The 21477-nt window shown below is 59.1% G+C and carries 16 protein-coding genes; 12 read left to right on the top strand and 4 right to left on the bottom strand.

Annotated elements, in window-relative coordinates; genetic code table 11:
• Window positions 1-200 precede the first annotated feature (200 nt).
• Window positions 201-998 (bottom strand): N-acyl amino acid synthase FeeM domain-containing protein, encoded by a 798-nt coding sequence (locus FYK55_RS05050; RefSeq protein ID WP_150075261.1) that lies wholly within the window; start codon window positions 996-998, stop codon window positions 201-203.
• Between the two features lie 569 nt (window positions 999-1567).
• Window positions 1568-2335 carry an N-acyl amino acid synthase FeeM domain-containing protein gene (locus FYK55_RS05045; RefSeq protein ID WP_150075260.1) on the bottom strand — a complete coding sequence of 256 codons (768 nt, stop codon included), beginning with the start codon at window positions 2333-2335 and terminating at the stop codon, window positions 1568-1570.
• Window positions 2336-2822: 487 nt separating this feature from the next.
• Between FYK55_RS05045 and FYK55_RS05040 the strand changes: the two genes are divergently transcribed.
• The 6 genes from FYK55_RS05040 to FYK55_RS05015 all read left to right on the top strand — a co-directional run bounded on the left by FYK55_RS05040 (window position 2823) and on the right by FYK55_RS05015 (window position 13216).
• Window positions 2823-3005: a hypothetical protein gene (locus FYK55_RS05040; RefSeq protein WP_150075259.1), complete on the top strand. Its 183-nt coding sequence runs from the start codon at window positions 2823-2825 to the stop codon at window positions 3003-3005.
• 350 nt (window positions 3006-3355) lie between these two features.
• Window positions 3356-4303 (top strand): exosortase/archaeosortase family protein, encoded by a 948-nt coding sequence (locus FYK55_RS05035; protein ID WP_150075258.1) that lies wholly within the window; start codon window positions 3356-3358, stop codon window positions 4301-4303.
• 92 nt (window positions 4304-4395) lie between these two features.
• Window positions 4396-6894, top strand: coding sequence for a nucleotide-binding protein (locus tag FYK55_RS05030; RefSeq protein WP_150075257.1), 2499 nt, complete (start codon window positions 4396-4398; stop codon window positions 6892-6894).
• 10 nt (window positions 6895-6904) lie between these two features.
• On the top strand, window positions 6905-7642 hold the full coding sequence (locus FYK55_RS05025; RefSeq protein ID WP_150075256.1) for an exosortase C-terminal domain/associated protein EpsI: 738 nt from the start codon (window positions 6905-6907) through the stop codon (window positions 7640-7642).
• A gap of 409 nt (window positions 7643-8051) precedes the next feature.
• A complete protein-coding gene (locus FYK55_RS05020; protein ID WP_150075255.1) occupies window positions 8052-12590 on the top strand; it encodes a tetratricopeptide repeat protein in 4539 nt (1512 codons plus the stop codon).
• Window positions 12578-13216 carry a hypothetical protein gene (locus FYK55_RS05015; RefSeq protein ID WP_150075254.1) on the top strand — a complete coding sequence of 213 codons (639 nt, stop codon included), beginning with the start codon at window positions 12578-12580 and terminating at the stop codon, window positions 13214-13216. The genes FYK55_RS05020 and FYK55_RS05015 overlap by 13 nt, the downstream gene beginning before the upstream one ends.
• Window positions 13217-13349: 133 nt before the next feature.
• Here the strand turns inward: FYK55_RS05015 and FYK55_RS05010 are convergent, their stop codons facing one another.
• Together FYK55_RS05010 and FYK55_RS05005 are read right to left on the bottom strand one after the other, a co-directional pair.
• Window positions 13350-14795, bottom strand: a complete 1446-nt coding sequence (locus tag FYK55_RS05010; RefSeq protein ID WP_150075253.1) for a DUF1501 domain-containing protein — start codon at window positions 14793-14795, stop codon at window positions 13350-13352.
• A gap of 55 nt (window positions 14796-14850) precedes the next feature.
• Window positions 14851-17805 carry a DUF1553 domain-containing protein gene (locus tag FYK55_RS05005; protein ID WP_201743622.1) on the bottom strand — a complete coding sequence of 985 codons (2955 nt, stop codon included), beginning with the start codon at window positions 17803-17805 and terminating at the stop codon, window positions 14851-14853.
• Between the two features lie 281 nt (window positions 17806-18086).
• Here FYK55_RS05005 and atpD point away from each other — a divergent pair, with 281 nt between their 5' ends.
• From atpD to atpE, 6 genes are read left to right on the top strand one after another with little or no spacing between them, the layout of a single operon-like run.
• Complete coding sequence (gene atpD / locus FYK55_RS05000; protein WP_150075252.1) at window positions 18087-19520, top strand: F0F1 ATP synthase subunit beta; 1434 nt, start codon at window positions 18087-18089, stop codon at window positions 19518-19520.
• The gene (locus FYK55_RS04995) at window positions 19517-19936 is read left to right on the top strand and encodes a hypothetical protein (RefSeq protein WP_150075251.1); all 420 of its coding nucleotides are present in this window, start codon (window positions 19517-19519) and stop codon (window positions 19934-19936) included. The genes atpD and FYK55_RS04995 overlap by 4 nt, the downstream gene beginning before the upstream one ends.
• Complete coding sequence (locus FYK55_RS04990; RefSeq protein WP_150075250.1) at window positions 19936-20229, top strand: AtpZ/AtpI family protein; 294 nt, start codon at window positions 19936-19938, stop codon at window positions 20227-20229. Before FYK55_RS04995 ends, FYK55_RS04990 begins: the two co-directional genes overlap by 1 nt.
• A complete protein-coding gene (locus FYK55_RS04985) occupies window positions 20222-20530 on the top strand; it encodes a hypothetical protein (protein ID WP_150075249.1) in 309 nt (102 codons plus the stop codon). Before FYK55_RS04990 ends, FYK55_RS04985 begins: the two co-directional genes overlap by 8 nt.
• The gene (gene atpB / locus FYK55_RS04980; protein ID WP_150075248.1) at window positions 20503-21201 is read left to right on the top strand and encodes a F0F1 ATP synthase subunit A; all 699 of its coding nucleotides are present in this window, start codon (window positions 20503-20505) and stop codon (window positions 21199-21201) included. The genes FYK55_RS04985 and atpB overlap by 28 nt, the downstream gene beginning before the upstream one ends.
• Before the next feature lie 9 nt (window positions 21202-21210).
• The gene (gene atpE, locus FYK55_RS04975; protein WP_150075247.1) at window positions 21211-21477 is read left to right on the top strand and encodes an ATP synthase F0 subunit C; all 267 of its coding nucleotides are present in this window, start codon (window positions 21211-21213) and stop codon (window positions 21475-21477) included.

Genomic DNA, 21477 nt, shown 5'->3' with positions numbered 1-21477 from the left:
CCGGGGCCAACCGTTGCGGGCAATCCATCGCGGTGTCGCGGGCGGAAGCGCGAATCGCTGCTGGCGTTAGAAAAAAAGAAAGGCGTGTATGGAACGCGAGGATTCTAACGAAAAGATCCACAGAGAAAGGATGGGAATTTTGGGAAATTAATACTATTTAGGGGGAGTGGGTTAAAGGGGTGCCCCCCAAGAGTGGATCGCTAGGGTTGGTCGGAATTGGTTTCCAACCAGGGGGGCGTCGGGGGGCCGGTCACGATGGGCGGCAAGGTTTGTGTGCCTTCGGCGACGGCTCGTCCCAATTCGATTTGCCGCATCACGTTCAGGAAGTGCGATTGCGTATCGGCGTCCCATAGAAACGGGGCTAGCTCCCGGTCGCGATACTTTTGTCCAAACAGATGGTCGTGCGGTGGCGTTCCACGTTTGGCTTCGAAGTCCAAGAGCAGGGCGATCGCCGGGTTGCCGTTGGCGTACGGACATTCATGGATCTCGCCGAACGTTTCAAAACCCAAGTACCGCGCGTAGAAGCGGGCATGGCGTGGGTGGGTGGCCGCGATCAGGGCATTGCAGCCCCGCGCCTCGGCCGCTTGGGCGATCAGAGTCGATAGACGCCGAAACATCTGGATGAATCGGGCCGGCGATTTGCGGCGGTCCGCCAGGCAGCCGACTTCGGCGATCCGTAGTCCGCGTGATTTGAGTGCCTGAAGTTCCTTGCCGTACATCGACTCGGCGGGCAAACCAAGGGGGCTGTCGACGATCACCGAAGCCGTCGACACCACCACGTCTTCCAGTTTTGCGATCACCACTTCGGTCGATTCCAAGAAATGGTGTCGGCACAGACGCATTCCCGTTTCATTCGGGCCGTCCAATCCCGCACGCACGTAGGAGTGGTGGACTAGGCGGAACGCTTGCTCCAAATCGGATCGCGTTCGGGCGATGGAGATTTTGATGCGTGGATCGAAGACGCCAGAAGATGCTTCGCTAGTGGCAGATTGGAACATGACGCAGAAAGATCGGGATTATTCGCGTGTTCGATCGGTGGTCCAGGACGAAAAGTGTTCGACGAGACGAAGTAAGCCCCGGACTGACTCGCCACTCAAAACTAGGTTGGTTTTGGGCGACCCTGAGTATCGCCGCGCCGGTGACGGTTCCAATCGGCGAGAACCTGACCGGGAGAGTCCGGTTTTGAGGGTTTTGTCGATCGCGCGGCAGAACGCGACTCTGCGGGCGATCGCCCCTGCCGGCGGTCCACTCCCGCACGGAGGTCGTGCAGGTCTATTCACCATTCCTCCGGGAGGGTCGAAGGCGAGGCAGGAGCCTTTGGGGAGGGCGAATTAAAGCATCAGCTGAAATCAATTCCGCCGGACAGCCCTCCCCGCGTCGTCGCAAGCTCCTCCGCGACCCTCCCGGGGGGAGGGTGAAGCACAAGGCTGCACGCCAATTCCGTCGGCTCGTGCCGACGGCACGGGGCTGTCGCCGCTTCGCGGCTGAAATTCAAGAAAGTCGAGCGCCCAATACAGCTAGGAAAACCACGCTCTGGCGAGCGTAGCTATTTGGTTTCAGCCAAAGCCTAGGCGGCTTTGCGACCGGTGTCGGCTGTCTGGGGCAGGAACTGGGCAAAGTAGCTGCGTTCGGCTTCACTCAGGGAATTCGGTGCCAGGTCGGCATCGGAAAAGTCCCCGTCGAAATAGAAGCGTTGCCACCGGGAGCGGTAGCGGGTGCGGTCGTTCACGTGTCCAAGGATCGCGATCCCCGGTTGTCCACCGACTTGTTGGTAACGTGACAGCCCGCCGATGGCCTGGAAACCCATCGCCCGCTCGTAGAATCGGGCGTGGCGAGGGTGGACGACCGCGAGGATGTATTCCAGTCCGACATAACGGGCGTGAAACATCATCAATCGAGTCAGTTGCCCGAAGACTTCGCCGGTCGATTGGTCTTCGGGTGACTCGACGGTCAGCGATGACACTTCACCGAACGGTCGCCCGGTGTCGCGCAATTGGCGGACCTGGTCACGATAGGTCGATTCCATCGGAATCCCACCTTCATTGCCGTCGCGGGTCAAGCTGATGCTGCCGATCACACGACCGCGATGCTGGGCGACAAAGATCTGTGTTTCACGCCACAGGTGGTAGGGGAGCACGCGGAGCGACTGCGTTGCTCGGGAGAGCCCGGCTTCGCAATACTTGCGTTGAAGCAATTGAAAGGCTTCACGCAGTTGAGCACGGTGCCGCGCAATGCGGACACTGATCCGGCCGTCTTCCGAAATCCCGATCGGTTGACGAGCGGCCGACAGAACGAAGGGTTCTTCGACGGGAAGCGATTTCTGAGTTCGATCCATGGAAATGTCCGCCTCGATTGGACGATCGAATTCTCGGGTAAAGCACGATCTCAAACTTGGCGGTTGAAGAGTTTGACAGGGTATACGCCCGCCGGGGGGCTGACGTCAGCTCAATCGTTGACCAATGGGGTTCCTGCCAGAACCTCCGGAAGCTTGCATGCGCCCGAGACCCGTCAAGCCACGGAGTTTCCTTAGGACCAACGATCCGCGGGACACTACCTAAGCCTATCGGCAGGACACAAGGTGATTTCTGACCCCTAAACGGCCGCGAAGGGGCCCGGCGACGGGCGGCGATTCGATCGGCACGATTAATTGTGTTATCAGGTGCAATTTGTTGCGTCAGTCGCCCAGCCGACGGGCAGAGTCTCGTACCTGAACGTCTGTCGCGTGGACCGGCGAGTCCCTGTCTGTGACCTCGATCATTCCGTGGCTGCCGACGCGATCACGGCGGTGAGCCACCCATCGAGGTAGCCACGCTCGCCAGAGCGTGGATGATGCAGCACTGCCACCGTCTGGCGACGGTAGCTACCTGCTACCGTCTGGCGACGGTAGCTACCTGCCACCGTCTGGCGACGGTAGCTACCTGCTACCGTCTGGCGACGGTAGCTACCTGCCACCGTCTGGCGACGGTAGCTACGTCGAATTTGTGGGTTACGTGCCTGAAGCGTGAGGTGTCCGCGATCGATAGTGGCGAGATCGACAACGGAACGCCCTGGCAAGGGAGCGGAGTCCCAAATAGCCAATTAAAAGGTTCCAAGGGCGGGGAGACCGGTTAACAATACGCCCATGAGGCGAAATACCTTTTCAACCGCACGGGGTACCGGATTGGCCAAAATGGGCGGCCAGATTCGGAAAGTTACTCCGGCGCGCCCTGGGGTCCCGGATCGGGAAGATCTCGATCGTGGCGATGCCGGCCCGAACTTGCGCCGATCGGGCGAGTTGAAATATGGCATGAAGCTCCTTTCGCAGCCCGTGACGAATTGTTGCCATCGTTCTCACGCCAGCCACGAACGCTAGTTCATGCCAACCGATCCAATCGAAACGTCCAAATCAGCAGGGGAGCGGTCTGCCGTCGACTCGTCTGCTGCCGGCGCGTGGCTTGCGGATCCGTCGACGATTTTGGGCCTGTTGTCGGCCCTGTTGGTGGTGGCTTACGGGGGCGTGATTTGGCAGGCCGCTCAATCCTGGAGCCACAATCCGGATTACTCCCACGGGTTCCTGGTTCCGTTGGTCGCCGGATACTTCATTTGGCAACGTCGCGATCGCCTGGCGGAATCCTTTGCACGTTCTCAGGGTCTGGGCGTAATCGTCGTCGGCATCGCGTTGATTGCGGTCGCCCTGGGGATGCGTGCGATTGGAATGTACACCCGCGTGCTTGCCTTGGAACTGCTGTCGCTGGTTCCCTTGCTGGTTGGCTTGACGATCCTGTTTTGTGGATACCGGTCGGCAGTCTCGCTCGCGCCAGCCTTCCTGTTTCTATTGTTCATGATCCCATTGCCCGGTGCGGTCATGAATCCGGTCCGCGAAAAACTGCAATCGACGGCGACCCAAATCAGCGTTTTCGGTTTACAGACCGCTGGGGTGCCGGTGATGTCGCGGGGCAACGTGATTGTGCTTCCGGATACCGAAGTCGGAGTGGAGGAAGCCTGTTCCGGTTTGCGGATCCTGGTTTCCTTTGCCGCCGTGGTGGTGGCGGTGACCATGTTCATCGACCGCGGTTGGATCGAAAAGAGCGTGTTGCTGCTATCGATTCTGCCACTTGCCCTGCTGATCAATGCGGGGCGAATCGTTTTGGTCGCGGCGGCGCAGCAGTATCAACCCGGATGGACCGATCGCATTCACGATATCGCCGGCGCGACCATGATGGTCGTGGCCGTTGGTTGTTTGTGGGGATTGATCAAATTCATGGATCTGCTGTTTGACTCGGCTGAGTCGTCGACCTGGTCCGCTTCGGTCCGTCCCGCGTAGATGATCCGGTCGAAGAGTCACTGAACCCGCACACGTCGTACACAAGATTGATATTGAACCGCCCGTGATGGTCGGCAAGAGGGATTGATTTCATGGAATTCATCAACGGAAACGGAAGTGGTGACGGAGATGACCGTGGCTTGTTGACCGAGCCGCGTTCGCTTCGCACGTCGCGTCCTCGTGTCAACGGCAGCTCCCCGGTGATGCCGCCCCCGGTCGTTCAGGGAACGATCGATGACGACGAGCCCCAGTTTGATCCGGCCGTCATTCGGCACTCGGTGCGGCGAAGGTGGCCGCTGGCGCTGATCTTTGGATTGATGTTGGCGCCGCTTCTGGCGGGTGCTGCCTGGATTGCGCTGAAACCGAAAGACATGGCGGTCGCGGTTTTGAAAATCGATTCGGTCGCCGCACCGCTGATTTTTCAGACAGCCGACCAGAGTGGCGGCGGACGCGGCTCTTATGAATTGTACAAGAACACTCAAAGTCAGTTGATCAAGACGAGCGAGGTTTTGGCGACTGCCTTAAAGAATGAGGAAGTTCGACGACTGTCTCTCATTCGCTCAAAACCTGACCCCGAGCAGTGGTTGGCAGAAGAGTTGCAAGTTGATTTTCCAGGCCGCTCAGAATTGATGGCGGTGAGCTTGAGCGCAGATGACGCGAAGGCTGCTGCTGTCGTGTTGGACGCGGTTGTGCAGGCCTACATGAGCGAAGTCGCAAACGGAGAACGCAAGCAGCGTGATAGTCGCTTGAAGGAGTTGAGAGAAATCTACGATGAGCGGTCTGAAGCCATTCGCCGCGAGAGACAAGATTTGCAGCTACGCGCAGAAAGTTTGGGAACTAGCGACAGTGAATCACTGAGTATCGCCCAACAGATGTCGGTGCAACGGTACGGCCAAATCCAATCGGAACTGGGTAAAGTCAACTTCAATCTGTTGCGAGCGGAGGGTGAGCTGGAAGCTTACCAACAGCTCTTGGCTGGTATGGAGGCAACGCGAGCGAAGTTGGAGAAAGAGTTGGATGCGATGCGGAAGTCCAATGCCGCAGGGGAGCAGGCCGAATCGAAGGGATCCAACATCGCCAAACAGGATGGGGAATCTTCCGCTGCTGATTCCGAAAAACTGGTTGCGGATTCCGTCCCGCCCATGGATCAGATCCCCGAGGAGATGCGGCTGACCGAAGTGGAGGTTTCCACCATTCTCGCCTCCGACAACATCTACCAGCGGCTTTACAACGAAAGTCGGCAGGTCAAAGACGAGATCGAACTTTACCGGTTGGAATATGGTGAAGGCATGGTTCGTCACCAAGTGGGCCGACTAGAGCGTCTGGAAAAAGAACTCGAACGCCGCCGGGAGGATCTGGTACGGATCGCCCAAACGCGCAAATACAAGGAGATGAATCCAGAAGGCGAACAGATTGCTGGCTACGCGAACCTGACCGGCGAACAGCGTGCCAAGGCGTTGCAAATTCAAGAGTTGGACCAACAGATCAAGACGCAGAAACGAGCGATCGAAAGCCGCAAGATCGCCGCCGGCGTCCTGAAGCAACAGTCGGAGCGTATCAACGACGATCTGGTCAAAATGGACGAGGAGGTCAAAGAACTTGGTAAGAGTTCGATGGAAATCGAGATGAAGCGATCAGAAATCGCGTCGCTTAGCGATGTTCTCACTCGACTCGCCGCGGAGATCGAACGCACTTCGATCGAATTGAATGCTCAGCCTCGCGTGACCGTCGTTGATGATGCGAGGGCTCGTACGAACAGCGGCAGCAAGAAACGAGTGCTGGCCAGCGGCGTGATGGGGTTTGCCGGTCTGTGTTTGCCCCTGCTGGGATTCATCGGCCTGGATGTCCGCAGCAAGTTGGTCAACGATTCGGAGTCCGTCAGCCGGGAGGCGGGGCTACCGATTCTTGGCAGCGTCCCGCGCGAGCGGCAGATTTCTGCGCAATTCAACGACGATAACTTTGTCCACGGGGCGTTCGGAAACTCCGTCAATTCCATCGTGGCGATGTTGGTCAATAAGGCCAAGTTTGAAGATGCCAACATCATCATGGTCAGCAGTGCAGTTTCCGGAGAAGGGAAAAGCACACTGGCACGCAGCTTGTGGCGCGGGTTGGCCGAAGCAAAGTACCGGACCGTCATTGTTGATTTTGATCTTCGCCGGCCCTCCCTGCACGTGGACCTCGGCTGCGAGCCCGGCATTGGCGTGTCCGACATCGTCGCGGCATCGGCCAACTGGAAAGAATGCGTTCGCCGTCAAAGTCAGCTCCGCTACTACATGTCGGCCGGGTCGGTCGAGAATGTTAACCTCGCGGCCGCGGCCCAAGAATCGATTCCGCGATTGTTTGATGAGCTGCGGATTCATTTCGATTTTGTCATCGTCGACACGCCGCCCATTCTTCCGGTCGTTGACACCCGTGTGATCGGGGAACATGTCGACGGCTGTGTGTTGGCGGTGATGCGTGATCGCAGCCGGACGCCGCAGCTGATCGCGGCAGCGGAAACCCTGCGGGCGCACGGAACGCCGATCATGGGCGTCGTCGTCAACGGATGCAACGATGGTTCAAACGACAACAGTTATTACTACCGCCGATAAGGGCGCATGAATGAAGTTTTCGACGCAAACACGCTCGACCATCGGGGTCGTCGCTGTTGCACTGGTTTCGGTCGTGATGATCGGATTGACGCTAGCGGGCGTCGGTGCGCCCCCCGTGATCGAAAAACCGAAGTTCCAGCTGGAAGATCTGCCGCAGGAGATTGGACCTTGGCGAGGTCAATCGGTGGCGCTCAGCGAGCAAGAATACGAAGTGCTCGATGCGATCGACGTGGCAAGTCTACGATTCAGTGATGACCTGGGACGAGTTGCCTATGTCCATGCGGCCGTCTGGAACAATCCGGAATATGTGGCCGAGACGTGTCCGCACCATCCAGAGGTCTGTTATCGCAATACCGGCTGGAAGTTGGTCGGCAAGCAAACGGCAGAACTGGAGGTTGACGGTGTCGATTCGCTGCCCGTGCAATTCACTTTGATGCAGCAAGGCGATCAACGCGTGGTGCTCGGCTTCACCTACGAGGTTGGCGACCAACATTACATTACTGACAGCGGTGCCCGACTCGTCCAGCTGGAACTTCTGGGACGCCCGACTTGGCCGGTGGTGACCAAATATCTGGTGCAAACTTCCGCGGCGTCCATCGAAGACGCACGCCCCGTGATTGAGCCTTTGCTGGGCGGCATGATCGAGTGGCACGCCAAGACGGTCCGTGAAGCGGGTTTGGATCGCAGTAACCCGCGGGTCGCGCAGATTGGTGCGATGCCACCGCTGGAAGGTCGCGAAGCGCCGTAGCTGCCGTCGCGGTCGCGGCGGAAAGCCTCGCTTTGCCGGGCGTCACCGCACGTCTTCAAGCGAAGCTTCGAGAATTCGTCTTGCAGTGCAATGAGCGGCTAGGCGCTAGCCGCCGGTTGAGGCGAGTAGACCCGCGGCTAGCGCCACGCGGCTCACCTAAAGTGGCGCTGTCCCGTTGATCTCCACCAGACCGCGGGCCCAGGATGCCGTTGTTCGATCGAGTTACCCGACTGGAAGGGAATCCAGCCTAGTTGTTTTCAAACGGAGATCTTGCGGCCTGTCGATCTGACCGGACGCGGACTCCGTCACGCAGTGCGTTCAGAGTTTTGCCCTTTTGACGAAACATCCTGCTAAACTGCGTGGTCAGGTTTCCCTCCCCCTCCCTTTTCAATTCTCCATCTTCAATCTCATGCCGCGAATCAACCGGCGCGTCTTGATTGTCAGCCTGCTCGTGGTCGTTGTTGCCGCGTTGTCGGTGCTGATGTTGCACCGCTACCAGGTCGGCCAGCAGTCAGAATTCTTCGTCCAACAAGCCCGCCGTGCCGTGGAAGAGGGCTCTTTGCCCGAAGCGGTTTCGTTCTACAACCGCGCGCTACGGATGGAGCCCAACGATGCGGAGGCACTGCTCGAGCTGGCCGAAATACTGGAAACGCTAGGCGATACAAGGAATGCGTTTTTGACGTCCTTGCGTGCCGAGCGATTGAAACCCGGTGATGCCCAGAATGAACTGCGATTGGCACGTCTGGCTGTTCAACTGGAACGGTACGCAGACGCTCTGGAACGAATCAACGATTTGCTCGAAGACGGGCAGGGTAATCGCGCTACTTTGCTGACACTCAAGGGCGACGCGCTGGTTGGACTTCGCGAATTTGGATTCGGAGTCTTCTCCCCGGAAGAGGCATCTTCGAACGAAGCAAGTGACGCGTCCGGGACGGAAGATGTCACGGCCGCGTCAGAAATTGCAGCCGGCGACAACGCGATCTCGGCCTATCGGGCAGCGATCGAAACGGGCGAAGCACCGATCGAAACCTACATCAAACTGGCGACCGTGCTGACCGATTCGGTGGCACGCCCCCAGGAAGGACTCAAGGTGCTGGACCTCCTGCTGAAGCAGTATCCGCAGGATCCCGATGCGCACGTCGCACGTGGACGTTTTTTCCTGGATCAGACCGGCGGCCTCACTCCGTCGGTGACGACCGACACCAGCGGATCCCTCAAGGCGAATCTCGATCGAGCGGAGGAATCCGCGACGCGGGCTTTGGAGCTGGCACCGGAATCACGTGAATCGTTGGAATTTGCGGTGACGGTTGCGATGCAACGGGAAGAACTCCGCCGAGCGATGGAATTATCGCAGCGTGGGATCCAGTTGTTCCCAGATTCGGCGATGTTTTACCGAGTCGCGTCGCGTGCTGCGGCGAAGTTGGCGGAGGATTCGTCGATTTCCACTGCCGAGAAAGAGAAGCTGATGGCCGAAAGTCAGCGGTACTTGGAATCAGGCATCGCTCGGCTTCCGGGGGCAGTGGAATTGCGATGGAATCTCGCCAATCAACTGTTGGACGATAAAAACGGCGACCCGGAAGCTGCACGCAAACATATCAATCAGCTTGAGAACACCAACTTTTCGAAGCCGCTTCAGAGCTTCCTAAAGGGAAAGTTGCTGGCCGTCACCGGCGACTCGAAGAAGGCTATCGAAGAGCTCGAGAAATCTCGCAGTGGATTGCGAGACAGTAAAGAGCTCCTGCGTCTGGTGGATCTCACTCTGGCAGCAATTTACGAAGAAAGAGAACAATTCGACGAGCAAGTTTCCACGCTGCGGCGGGTCGTCGAGTCGAATCCCAGGTGGTTGCCGGGTCACGAACGACTGGCGGCTGCCTACATGAAGTTGGGGCGACTTGACGAGGCCGTCCAGCAGTACGAAGTCGTGGCCAATCGGCCGAACGGTTCCATCACCGCGCCCCTGAATTTTGCCTGGCTGCTGTATTCGCAGAACCTTGGTCGGCCACAGGAGAGTCGGGACTGGAGCCAATTCGAAACGGTTTTGGACGCGATGAGCAAGGATCCGAAGCGTGCGTCGGACGTGGCCGTGCTCCGTGCCAAAATGTTGCTGGTACAAGGCAAAGGGGATGAAGCCAGATCGGTTTTGCAGTCGGCTCCGGATCAGGCGGCCGTTTGGTCCGACCGCGTTTTGCTTGAGATCGACGAAAGGGAATGGGAGCGGGCAGAAGAGTTACTCAATCAGGCGGTCTCGGAGATCGGAGAAACGCCCACCTTGCGATACGCGTCGGCGCGATTGCTTGTCGATCAAGGCAAGCAGGATCTTTCGGAGCAACTTGCAAAGCTCGCGACTAAGACCCCGAATTGGTCGGAAGATCAACAAGATGATTTTGCCAGTCTAATGATCCCTTTGCTGGTTTCATCCGGTGAGTCTCGTTTGGCGGAAGAGGTTGTCGACCGTCAACGAGAGAAAGACCCGAGCGACCTGAATGCACAGAAACAGAAGATGGAACTCGTCTATCGTGAGTACCAAGTCAAGCTTCAAGAGGGCAGTGAGAACGAACAATCGATTGACCCTGCAGATCGGGATCGGCTGGTGAGCGAGATGGGATCCGTCACCAGCGATCTGCGTCAAACGGTGGGTGAAGGTGCGCTCTGGAATTGCGGGACGGCATTGCAGAAGGTCATGGAAACGGAGTCGTGGGATCTGGACCAGGAGACGTCAGGGGAAGCGCAGAAGCACTTGTCCGACGCGGCCCGACAGCGGCCGAATCTGGATTTGATTCCCGCATTGTCGGGGTCGATCTACGAGCGGGCCGGCGAGTCGGAAAAAGCGATCGAGGCGTACCAACGGGCGATAAGCCTGGGGTGGCGTCAAACGGCGACCCTGCAGCATCTTCTTGCACTCTTGACGGAGGAAAAACGTTTTGCCGAAGCCGACGGAATCATCCGCCAGTTGTTGCAGGGTGGAAAATCCGTGAGTGCCGAGATGGCTCGATATGCTTCGGTGGTCAGCTACCGGAATGCGGACATGCGTCGTGCTTTGGTGCATGCTCGTGAGGCGGCGAGTCAATCGAAATCGGAAGGCGACTATCTGTGGTTGGCTCGAATGGAAGAGCTGACGAAGCACTCGTCTGAGGCTGACGCGGCGTACCAAAACGCCATTCAGAGCGCCGACGATCCGACGTCCGCTCGGCTCGCGTGGATCGGGTACTTGAATCGCAATGCAAGACTTGGTGAGGCGCGGAAGGCGTTGGCTGAAGCTGAAGAGTCCGCGGAACCGTCCGATCCCGGCAGCCTGATCAACGTCGCCAAGGGTTATCTGGCACTTCCAGATAAGGCGGAGGCCGCGCGGGTCTTGAGTGCAATCGACCTGAGCACGTTGGAGGGGATCAAACGCAACGAAGAGGCCTTCGCCCTGGTGTCGTCCATCAAGTCACGCGATGACGCTGTGGAGTTTTTGCAGCGGCTGATTGAGGTGTCCGGGGAATCGCAGGGTGAGCAAAGCAAGGTGGCAAAGTGGGCCCGTCGCACGCTGGCATTGACACTAGCCGAATCAAGAGCCTCCGACAATTACGCTCGCGCTCAGCGTCTGATCTCGCGTAACTTGTCGCACGAGCCAGAGTCGCAAGATGATCTTGTCGCCCGAGCCATTGTGGATGCGATTTACTTAGGCAAAAGCAATCCGGAGAAGCCACTAAAGCAGTTTGAAGAACTTCTCGAAAACTATGACTGGGAACCAACTTTGAACGAAAAGTTCATGATGGGACAGTTGTATGCGGCGGACAAGCAGACGAAAAAGGCCAGTGACTTGATGATGCCATTGCTTCTGGATGAAGAGCTGTGCGAGCCAAAGTACGAACAGATTTATGCAAAACTGCTGTTGGATCGTGGGGAACCGACCGAGGCGGATCTGTGGGTCAGTCGGCTGGTCAAGCAGAACGTTCAAGATGCGGCGACCGCCAAGCTGCTGGCGGACATCCGATTCCAGCGTAGCCAGTACGACGAACTGCTGTCCAATCTGACGGCGTCTTCGGCCGCGTCGGCTTCCCGCGGTCAGGCACGTGAAACCGAATGGTTTGTCGGGGCGACCACCCTTGCCAAGCGGTATGCCATGGTCGCCGAATACGCCGATCAATTGGAGAAGCAATTGCGGGTTGTCCAGAATGACGGCAGTAGCAATGGGAAATTGACAAATCGCCTGAAGACGGCCGCGCAACGTTTTCGTGCCGCTGAGGAGTCGATGGCGGATCGTCTGGCCAAGAGTGATGAAACGCCAGAGGTCGAAAATGCGCTTCGTCTGCTGCAACAGGGGCACTGCGATCAGGCGGCAATCTCGCTTCAGAAATCTGCTGCATCTGCATCCGAAGAGGAGTTGGTTGCGTTCGCCGATGCCGTGTTCGCCGGCGACGTTTGCAGTGCCAAATCGCTGGCCGCGATCGAATCGGTTTACAAGCCGCTGCTCAAACAAAACTCGACGGACGCGACCATCGCCGTGATCGTCGCGCGGCTGAATGAGAAGCGTGGTGACTTCGAGCGTGCGATCTCGATCTACGAGTCCATCTTGCTGGACGATCCCGATCAAGTCGTCGCGATCAATAACCTTGCGACGCTGCTCGGGTTGACCGAGAAGAATGCTCCCCTGGCCGTCGAGATTTGTAGCAAGGCGATCGATAAGCAGGGCGAGAAGTTCTTCCTGTTGGATACCCGAGGGGTCTCTCGGCTGAAAGCCGGCGACGTCGATGGCGCCATCAGAGATTTTGAGCGGGCCGGTGAGCTGTATCCGAATGCGGTCACCCTGTTCCACCTTGCTTGGGCGGCGCGAGAGAAGGGCATGACCAACCAGGCGCGAGAGCTGGCTGACCGAGCCGCAGGGCGAGGACTGACATCCGGTGAACTGCATCCATTGGAGCAGCCGATTTGGGAATCGTTTCAAGCACCATGGGATCGATGACCGAGATGCGGTGGTGCGGCACGTCGCTGTTGCCTCTGCCGCTATCCGCCGTCGACGATGGGTGGAGGATTCTCGGGGATCCGGATCCCATCAGTCTGTTCGTGACGTTTGCCTATTTAGCGGTGGCGACGATGGCGTTGGTGCAGTCCAGGCGGAGTGCAGGACGACCATCGATCGCGCCCTCGTCGCGGCAATGGATGCTTGTCGGAATCTTGTTCCTGGTCCTCGGGATCAACAAGCAGGCCGATCTGCAGACGTTCGTGATCGACGGTGGCAAGTGGCTGGCGCGAGCATCGGGACTGTACGATCACAAACTGGCTTTACGAGCCGCATTCACGGTCCTGGTCTTGGCCGTGGTGGGGATTTTGGCGCGACCTTCCTGGAAGCTGTTGCGTCAGGCGATGCACCAGAAGAGTTCTCTTGTGACCCGTTTGCTATGGCTGGCCGTGGTGACGCAAATCGGTTTTGTCTGCCTGCGTGTGGTGATGATCAGCCTGCTCGCCCCGTGGATCTCTGACGCCTGGTGGGTGGACCTGCTGGAGTTGACCGGGATTGCAATTCTGTTGGTCGCGATTCTGTACGCTCGACGCGATCAGGGACGGGTGACTTTGAGATACAGCGATTAGATTTCGGATCGTTGTAGCCGCCGTCGCCAGATGGTGGCTGGGGCGGGTGCTCCACGCTCTGGCGAGCGTGACTACGGCATCTCTACGCTCTGGCGAACGTAACTACGACAGAATGCTACGACGGAATGCTATTTCACCCCAACACTTCCTTGATCACGTTGCCGTGGACGTCTGTCAGACGTCGATCGAGTCCGTTGTGGTACCAAGTCAACCGTTCATGGTCGTAGCCAAGTAGATGCAACACGGTCGCATAGAAATCCCATACGGTGGTGGGATGCTGCTCTGCCCTGCGACCGAACTCATCGGTTGCACCGTGAGAGACGCCGCCTCGCACCCCGGCACCCATCATCCAACACGTGAAACCATCGGGATTGTGATCTCTCCCGGCCGTTCCGGCTTGATGCGTCGGCATCCGGCCAAATTCCGTCGTCCACAACACCAAGGTGTCGTCCAGCAGTCCGGTCCGTTTCAAGTCCGTCAGCAGAGCTGCGGTGGGTTGGTCGAAAATGGGGCAGTGCCGTTCGTAGTCGGCTTTCAGAGTTTTGTGAGCGTCCCAATTCAGCAAGCCATCGACTCCCGAAGCCCGCGACGCGCAATAAAGATTGACGTATCGGACACCACGCTCTAACAACCGCCGGGCCAGCAGACAGTTGCGTCCGTACGCGGCCTTCAAGTGGTTCGGATCGCGTGTCGCATACAATTCATGGACGACGTCGGACTCACGCGACAAGTCGGCGACTTCGGGGGCCGACATTTGCATCCGGGCGGCCAGCTCGTACGCCGCCAGGCGGGCTTGAAGGTCGCTGTTGGCCGGGTGCGATGAGGCAAACCGCTGATTCAATTGCTGGAGCAGGTCGCGGGCCGCGAGCTCCTCGGCGGGCGTCACACTCTCCGGCCGAGCCAGATTGCGAATGGGTTTTTGGTCGCTCATCATCAGCCCCTGGTGTCGTGCGGGCAAAAAACCGTTGGACCAATTCGCTTTGCCGTTGGGCGGCTCGCCACGGAGGTCTGAGATGGCAACGTACGTCGGCAGGTTTTGATTTTCGCTGCCCAGCGCATAGCTGATCCAGGCACCCGCACTGGGGAATCCTTCGGTTGCATGGCCGGTGTTCATGAAGACACAACCCGGGCCGTGCGTGTTGGTTTTGCTGTGCATCCCATGCAGGAAGGCGATGTCGTCAACGTGACGGGCCATGTTCGGCAGCATTGAGCTGATCGGTTTGCCGGTTTGCCCGGACCGTTCAAACGCCCAAGGGCTTTTCATCAGGTTGCCGTTCTTTCCCTGGAAAGAGACCATGTCTTCTTCGCCGGGCAACGGCTGACCGTGGTACTTTTCCAGGGCCGGTTTGTGTTCCCACAGGTCCATGTGCGAAGCGGCACCGGGACAAAAGATTTGCAAGACCCGTTTCGCTTTGGCCGGATGGTGCGTCTGACCTTGACCGGGCTGCCACGTCGACGATTCGCCCAACGCCGAACCGGAAAGCAAATGCAACAGCCCAACCCCGCCGAGCGCGGTGGTGACGTCGCCAAGAAACGACCGGCGTGTCAAGTCACAGAGAGGGCGGACGGCAGCGGACATGATCGGAGCGGAGTGGGATGAAGTGAAAAATGAGGGGCCACCGAGCTGACATGGATCAGTGGAGGTAAATCAATTCGCTGGAGTTCAGCAACACGCGGCACAGAGCGGACAGGCCATGGGATCGCGCCAGTTCGCGGCAAGCCTGTCGTTCGGTTTGCGTCGGCGAACGTGCGTAGCAAAGCGCGTAGGCGCGTTCGATTTGTCCATCCAATTGGTTTCCGGAATCGGATTCCAACCGCTTGGCCAACGCATCGGCCATGTCCAAGGTGAATTGATGGTTCAGCATCGTCAACGCTTGCAACGGCGTGGTGGTTTCCGCTCGGCGAGGCGTGGAGAAAGCACAGTCCGGTTGATCGAAATCGGTCATCAAGTCGACCACGGAGGCGCGAGCGTTCTGGTGGTAGACGGCGCGTCGATAGGTTTCCGGACCGTGTTCATCCAAAGGCACGTAAGTACAAACGTTGTCTTGCATGAAGTGATACAAGCGGAAGCCCGGCCCGCCGGGCGTCAAATCCAGTTTGCCACTGATCTGCAAAATGGTGTCGCGAATTTCCTCGGCCGATAGCCGGCGCGGCGGGAACCGCCACAGCAGACGCGCATCCGCATCGATCTTGGCCGCGTCCGGTCGGTAGCCGGATGATTGGCGGTAGGTTGCGGAGAGCAGGATTTGGCGATGCAGCTTCTTGAGGTGCCAGCCATTCTCCTGCAATCGGATCGCCAACAGATCCAACAGTTCTGGATGCGTCGGCCGGCCACCCATGAATCCAAAATCGCTTGGGGTGTCAACGATCCCGGTCCCGAAGTGGTAGTGCCAAAGCCGATTGGCCAGCACCCGTGGCGTCAACGGATTGTTCGGATGGACCAACCAATTCGCCAATGCCAGTCTCCGTTCGGCCTCCTCCGTCCCGGGCTCCAACCGGTAGGCCGCATCCGGTTTCTGAGGAGACTCTTTCGGCCCTTCGGCCAAGCGGGACGATCCCGTCGAGACCAGATCCTCGCCGGCCATGGGCTGGTGTGCGGAGTTGGCGGCGCGGTCCAGGGCCGAGAGGCTGGATGGGACGACGACAGGACCTTTCTTTTGCGGGCTGCCGCCTAGAAACACGTGAAACGGTCCCTTGGCATCAGCGGGGACACGCCGCCCGATCCAGGCCGATGGAAGCGGCGGAACCTTGGCGATTTCTTGTTTGATTTGATTCAGCTCTTTCTGCAAGCTCGCTCGAGCTTGCCGATCTTCTTCGCTGGTCGCGAGGCGACGCAGACGGTGTTCCAGGAATGCTTGCTGGTCGATCGGCTGGCGATCGTCGCCACTGGCAATCTGCTTCCAGGTCTCGCCATCTTCGGAGACCTCGATCCGGTACTCAGCAACGAATCGGAATTTGGAATGATCCGGATTGGATTCTCCCCGAGCGCTCGAAAAGATGACCCGTCGGATGATCGTGGGCTGCTCCAGCTCGATCGTCAAATGGTTTCCCGTCGCGATGAATCGTGCACCGGCCTTCCCATCGATCGCGAGCTGAGGACCGTAGGCGTCGGGAAAATCTTCAATCTGGCGGGCCGGGCCGGTTGCCTTCCCGCCGTTGCGTGCCAACGCAACGTTGCGGGGGTCCGGACCGTCGGACCAGACCTCCATCTCATCGATGCGAAATCCGTTTGCGGCGTTCGGATTGCCGTCCTGTGAGAGACAAACCAGGCGGACGAACTTGGCATTCACCGGGTCGAAAGTCTCCTCCGTACCCGTCCGATCAACCGGCGGACGCGTCCAGCCTTGCTGAAACGCTTCGCGTTGTGAATTGGCTCGCTGCAGGATTTGTTTGTCGAGCGCGCCGAGTTGTTTTTCAATGTCTCGTTTCTGCTTTTCCAGCGGCTCAAGACTCTGGGAGCGTTCATGTTTCTCCTGGGGCGTCGCCAGCGGCACGGAGCCATGACGAATCCCGGCGAAGGACGCGTACAACCCGTAGTAGTCTTCCTGCGTGATGGGATCGAACTTGTGATCATGGCAGCGAGCACAACCGACGGTCAGGCCCAAAAAAGCTTCGCTGGTGGCACGAATGATTTCGTCCAGGGTGTTGGCACGAATTTGAGCGGCCTGGACGGGGTCCTGGTTGCCCACGTCGTCGTAAGGGCCGGCGACCAGGAAAGCCGAACCGACGGCGACATCGGGATTGTCCGGTGCGATCACGTCGCCGGCGATGTGTTCGCGGATGAACTGGTCAAACGGTTTGTCCGCATTGATTGATCGGATCACGTAGTCGCGGAACGGCCACAGATCGTTGATGATCACGTTCCGTTCGAATCCGTTGCTTTCGCCAAACCGAACGACATCCAGCCAATGCCGGCCCCAACGTTCGCCGTAGCGTGGGGACTGCAGCAGTTGGTCGACCAGCTTTTCGTAGGCTTGCGGATCGGGATCATCGACGAATGCCTGCACCTGCTCCGGTGTCGGTGGCAGTCCAGTCAGGTCATAGGTGACGCGCCGAATCAACGTGCGTCGGTCGGCGCGGGGACTGAGCTCCAGACCGTGCTCGGCAAGTTGTGCCGAAACGTAGTCGTCAATGGTCCGGTCCGTGTCAGCTGCAAGCGGTTGCAGGGCCCACCACGATGCATCGGCTTTTGGTTTTTCGCGAACGATGACGGCGTCTGGCCACTTCGCACCTTGATCAATCCACCTCCGGATCAAGGCCGTCTGTTCGATGCTCAGTGCCTTGCCGTCTTTTGGCATTTCGGCTTCCCCGTCGTCGTCAGCCAGGATCAGTTCGATCAGATGGCTGGAGTCGGGATCTCCGGCGATCAGGTAGCCGTTTTCCGTCAAGTCATCGGCGGTGGCCAGCGAGACATCGCCTTTCGGGTTGCCGGGATGGTGGCAGCGAATGCAATGCGTTTGGATGACTGGCGCGATGTCGCGTTCGAAATCGACCGATGCATTCTGGGCACCGGCCAAGTTTGGGGAAGCAGCTGATATCAACATCACTGCCAGCAGAAAAAGCACATGCCAGGGCGAGAAAAATCGCATGAACAGGTCGTGAAGGCGATTGGGCGGGAAGGATTGCGACGAAGGAGTCGGTGGGCGGGACCTTCAGTCTAATCGATTTGAAACGCGCCGGTCGCCACGCAATCGTTGCCGGACGCGATTCGGAACCGCGAGCACTAATTCCCAAAAGCCTCTTCCGCATCCGCCGGATCTCGCTTGGCTCAGATGTTGCACTGGCGGCGACGCGGACGCGACCTCGCCAGCGGCAAACAGGAGCTGCACCCGACGCGTCCTCATCTGAATTTGGACGAATCTGGACTGCGATGTCGGCATCCGAACTGAACCCTCAACCCGGCGGAGAAATCAAAGGCCGTGTGACCGCGGTCCGCGGGACGGTGGTCGATGCCGTCTTTGACGGTGACCTGCCGCGAATCGACGCGGCGCTGTCGTGCGAACTCGATGGGAAGCCACCCGTGACCGCCGTGGTCCATTCTCACTTGGGGCAATCGTCGGTGCGCGCGATTGCGACCGGAAGCACTCGTGGGATGCGCCGTGGTGCACAGGTGTGCTGCGACGGCACGGCGTTGCGGATCCCGGTGGGCAAGCAATTGATTGGTCGGCTGATCGATTTGCACGGCCGACCGCTGGACGGAGGCGACGAATTGTCATGGGACCAGTCCTTGCCCTTGAATCGACCGCCTCCTCCGCCGTCTTCCTGCCGAGGATTGGGAGACGTCTATCCCACGGGAATCAAGGTCATCGATTTATTCTGTCCCTTCACCCATGGGGGACGAGTGGCCGTGTTCGGCGGCGCCGGGGTTGGCAAGACCGTGGTGTTGACCGAATTCATTCACAATGCGGTGGAGAATCTGGAAGGGATCGCCGTCTTCGCCGGAATCGGGGAACGTTCGCGAGAGGGCTTGGAGTTGTGGCAGGAACTGCAGGATCGCGGTTTCATGGATCGCACGGCGATGGTGTTTGGACAGATGAAGGAGCCGCCGGGCGCCCGTTTTCTGGTCGGCTTGGCGGCGCTCTCGGTTGCCGAGTACTTCCGTGACGTGGAAAAGAAGAAGGTGTTGTTCCTGGTGGACAACGTGTACCGGCACGTGCAGGCCGGGATGGAGGTCTCCGGCTTGCTGGGACGCTTGCCATCGCGCGTTGGGTACCAACCCACGTTGGCCGCGGACATCGCGGCGCTCGAAGAGCGAATCACCGCGACGCAGGAAGGCGACATGGTATCGGTCCAGGCGATCTATGTTCCGGCCGACGACTACTCGGATCCGGCGATCACGCACGCGTTTTGGCACATGGATAGCTCTCTGGTGTTGTCGCGCGATGTTGCGGCGGAAGGTCTGTATCCCGCCGTGGATCCGCTGGCATCATCCTCGAAAGCGTTGGATCCGGCGATCGTCGGGCAGCGGCACTACGACGTGGCCCAGCAAGCGCGTCGTGTTCTGGGACGCTACGAGGAATTGAAGGATTTGATCTCGATGTTGGGAATCGACGAGCTCTCGCCGGAGGATCGTCAGTTGGTCGATCGGGCGCGGCGGCTGCGGAACTTTTTGACTCAGCCGTTCTTCGTCGCCGAGTCCTTTACCGGAGCACCCGGTCGCAATGTCTCGGTCCCGGAGACCGTCGATGGCGTTGAAGGAATCTTGCGAGGCGATTGCGATGACGTGGACGAAGAGAGGTTGTTCATGATCGGGTCGCTGCAGGATCTGGTTGAGGCCAAGCCACAGAGCGGGCGGCCGAAATGAGCACACGAACCCTGACGGTGACGATTCGAACGCCGCTGGAGACGGTGTATCAGGAAGACGTCTCGGCAATGCGCGTCCCGACGGAATCCGGGCAGGTCGGGCTCCGGCCGCGAATGGAGCCTGGCGTGTTGGCCGTGGAACCCGGATTGATTTCGTTGCGGATCGACGACCAAGAACGCTATGCGGGGACCGCGGGCGGGCTGCTTCGGGTCGATCGCCAGAGGGCTCAATTGCTGTCGCCGTTGGCCGTGATTGGCGACGACGTTGGCGCGGTCGCCGAACAGCTTGACCACTTGTTGTCGCAACCGAGCGAAGAACTGGAAGTGCGTCGAACGCTTGATCGATTGCAAACGCGACTGCTGCAAGAGCTGCGTGGGCAGGACGAGGCAGGGGAATCCGGACGAGGGCAACGCTGATGGGCCAACACGCCACAAGATTCAAGCGACCCGATCCCCGCCGTGCTGTCAAACGCGACGGCGAACGTTTGGCGCGTCGCGAAAAGTCGAATCGACATTTTTGGCGGTCGCTTAGCGTGATCGGAATGGTCGGGTGGCCGATCGCGATCGGATCGGCCGGCGGCGCCTGGATTGGCAGAGTCTTGGACCAGCGCTATGACAGTGGCATTCATTTTACGTTGATGATCATGTCGGTCGGTCTGTTGCTTGGCTGCCTGGCGGCATGGCGAACCGTGGTGCAGAAAAATGATTGACGCAACCGATTGGATTTGGATCTCCGCCGGCGCGGCCGTCGGAATGCTGCAGACGGTGTCGTTGTGGCGGTCCGTTCACCACCCCACGGTTTACTCGCCGCTGTGGGGCCTGCTGCGGTTGGCCGCCGTCGCGGCGGTGTTGGTCGTCGCGGCGATCAGCGGCGAGGTGTTGTGGGCGGCTGCCGGGTGGGCGATCGGCTTTGCCATTTCGGTTGGCTGGTTCGGGGGCCGACGTTGGCGCGGGAATGATGACGAGATGTCGATGCGACACGCATGGCCCTCCTCACGGAGACCGGATTGATGGAATTGCATATCTTTGACGATCCGGTGTTGATGCGGCTGGGGCCCGTCCCGATCACGGAAACGATGGTGACATCGGCGATCGTGACGGTGGTGTTGATCGGCTTGGGGGCGGTGATGGGAAGCCGCGTGCGATCCGGTCGATCCGACCTGTTGTCAACGCTGGCTTTGATGACGGTGGAAAGCTTCGATCGGTTGGTCGAGGACATCGTGGGGCGGCGGCAAACTGTGGTCGCGACGATCGCAGCGACGTTCTTTTTATTCATCGCCGGTTGCAACCTGGCCGGACAGTTGCCGGGCGTGCATCCGGCAACCGGCAGTCTGGCGACGACGTCGGCATTGGCCGTGCTGGTGTTTTTCAGCGTGCCGATCGCGGGAATTTGGTCCAACGGACTGTGGGGATACCTGAAGCATTATTTCCGTCCGAACCCGTTGCTGATGCCGCTTCACGTGATCTCCGAACTGTCGCGGACCTTGGCAATGTCGGTGCGGCTGTTCGGCAACATCATGTCCGGCCATCTGGTGGTGGGGCTGTTGGTGGCGTTGGCCGGGTTCCTGGTTCCCACACCGATGATGGCACTGGATCTGCTGATCGGGCTGCTACAAGCGTACATCTTTGCGATTCTATCCACGGTTTACATCGGCGCCGCGATGAGCGTCGGAGAGGAGTAACCAATCAAGATGAATGACCAATTGATCATTGCCGTCACCGCGATGGCGTCTGCCGCCGTCACGATGGCTTTGGGGGCGATCGGGGCGGCGCTTGGCGAAAGCCGGATCGGTGCGGCGGCGATGGACGCTTTGGCGCGACAGCCCGACGAAGCGTCCTCCATCACCCGGACACTGTTCGTCAGTCTGGCCATGGTCGAATCGACGGCGATCTTTTGTCTGGTGATCGCGTTGATCCTGTTGTTCGCCAACCCCTTCACCGCGACGACGGCCGGCTGA

This window comes from Roseiconus nitratireducens (genome assembly GCF_008629675.1).
GTDB lineage: Bacteria > Planctomycetota > Planctomycetia > Pirellulales > Pirellulaceae > Stieleria > Stieleria nitratireducens.
This window is presented reverse-complemented; position numbering and strand designations above follow the sequence as displayed.

Coding starts and splice junctions, on each gene's coding strand:
- FYK55_RS05050 (WP_150075261.1), bottom strand. CDS start 998: ATGTTCCAATCTGCCACTAGCGAAGCATCTTCTGGCGTCTTCGATCCA.
- FYK55_RS05045 (WP_150075260.1), bottom strand. CDS start 2,335: ATGGATCGAACTCAGAAATCGCTTCCCGTCGAAGAACCCTTCGTTCTG.
- FYK55_RS05035 (WP_150075258.1), top strand. CDS start 3,356: ATGCCAACCGATCCAATCGAAACGTCCAAATCAGCAGGGGAGCGGTCT.
- FYK55_RS05030 (WP_150075257.1), top strand. CDS start 4,396: ATGGAATTCATCAACGGAAACGGAAGTGGTGACGGAGATGACCGTGGC.
- FYK55_RS05025 (WP_150075256.1), top strand. CDS start 6,905: ATGAAGTTTTCGACGCAAACACGCTCGACCATCGGGGTCGTCGCTGTT.
- FYK55_RS05020 (WP_150075255.1), top strand. CDS start 8,052: ATGCCGCGAATCAACCGGCGCGTCTTGATTGTCAGCCTGCTCGTGGTC.
- FYK55_RS05015 (WP_150075254.1), top strand. CDS start 12,578: ATGGGATCGATGACCGAGATGCGGTGGTGCGGCACGTCGCTGTTGCCT.
- FYK55_RS05010 (WP_150075253.1), bottom strand. CDS start 14,795: ATGTCCGCTGCCGTCCGCCCTCTCTGTGACTTGACACGCCGGTCGTTT.
- FYK55_RS05005 (WP_201743622.1), bottom strand. CDS start 17,805: ATGCGATTTTTCTCGCCCTGGCATGTGCTTTTTCTGCTGGCAGTGATG.
- atpD (WP_150075252.1), top strand. CDS start 18,087: ATGTCGGCATCCGAACTGAACCCTCAACCCGGCGGAGAAATCAAAGGC.
- FYK55_RS04995 (WP_150075251.1), top strand. CDS start 19,517: ATGAGCACACGAACCCTGACGGTGACGATTCGAACGCCGCTGGAGACG.
- FYK55_RS04990 (WP_150075250.1), top strand. CDS start 19,936: ATGGGCCAACACGCCACAAGATTCAAGCGACCCGATCCCCGCCGTGCT.
- FYK55_RS04985 (WP_150075249.1), top strand. CDS start 20,222: ATGATTGACGCAACCGATTGGATTTGGATCTCCGCCGGCGCGGCCGTC.
- atpB (WP_150075248.1), top strand. CDS start 20,503: ATGGCCCTCCTCACGGAGACCGGATTGATGGAATTGCATATCTTTGAC.
- atpE (WP_150075247.1), top strand. CDS start 21,211: ATGAATGACCAATTGATCATTGCCGTCACCGCGATGGCGTCTGCCGCC.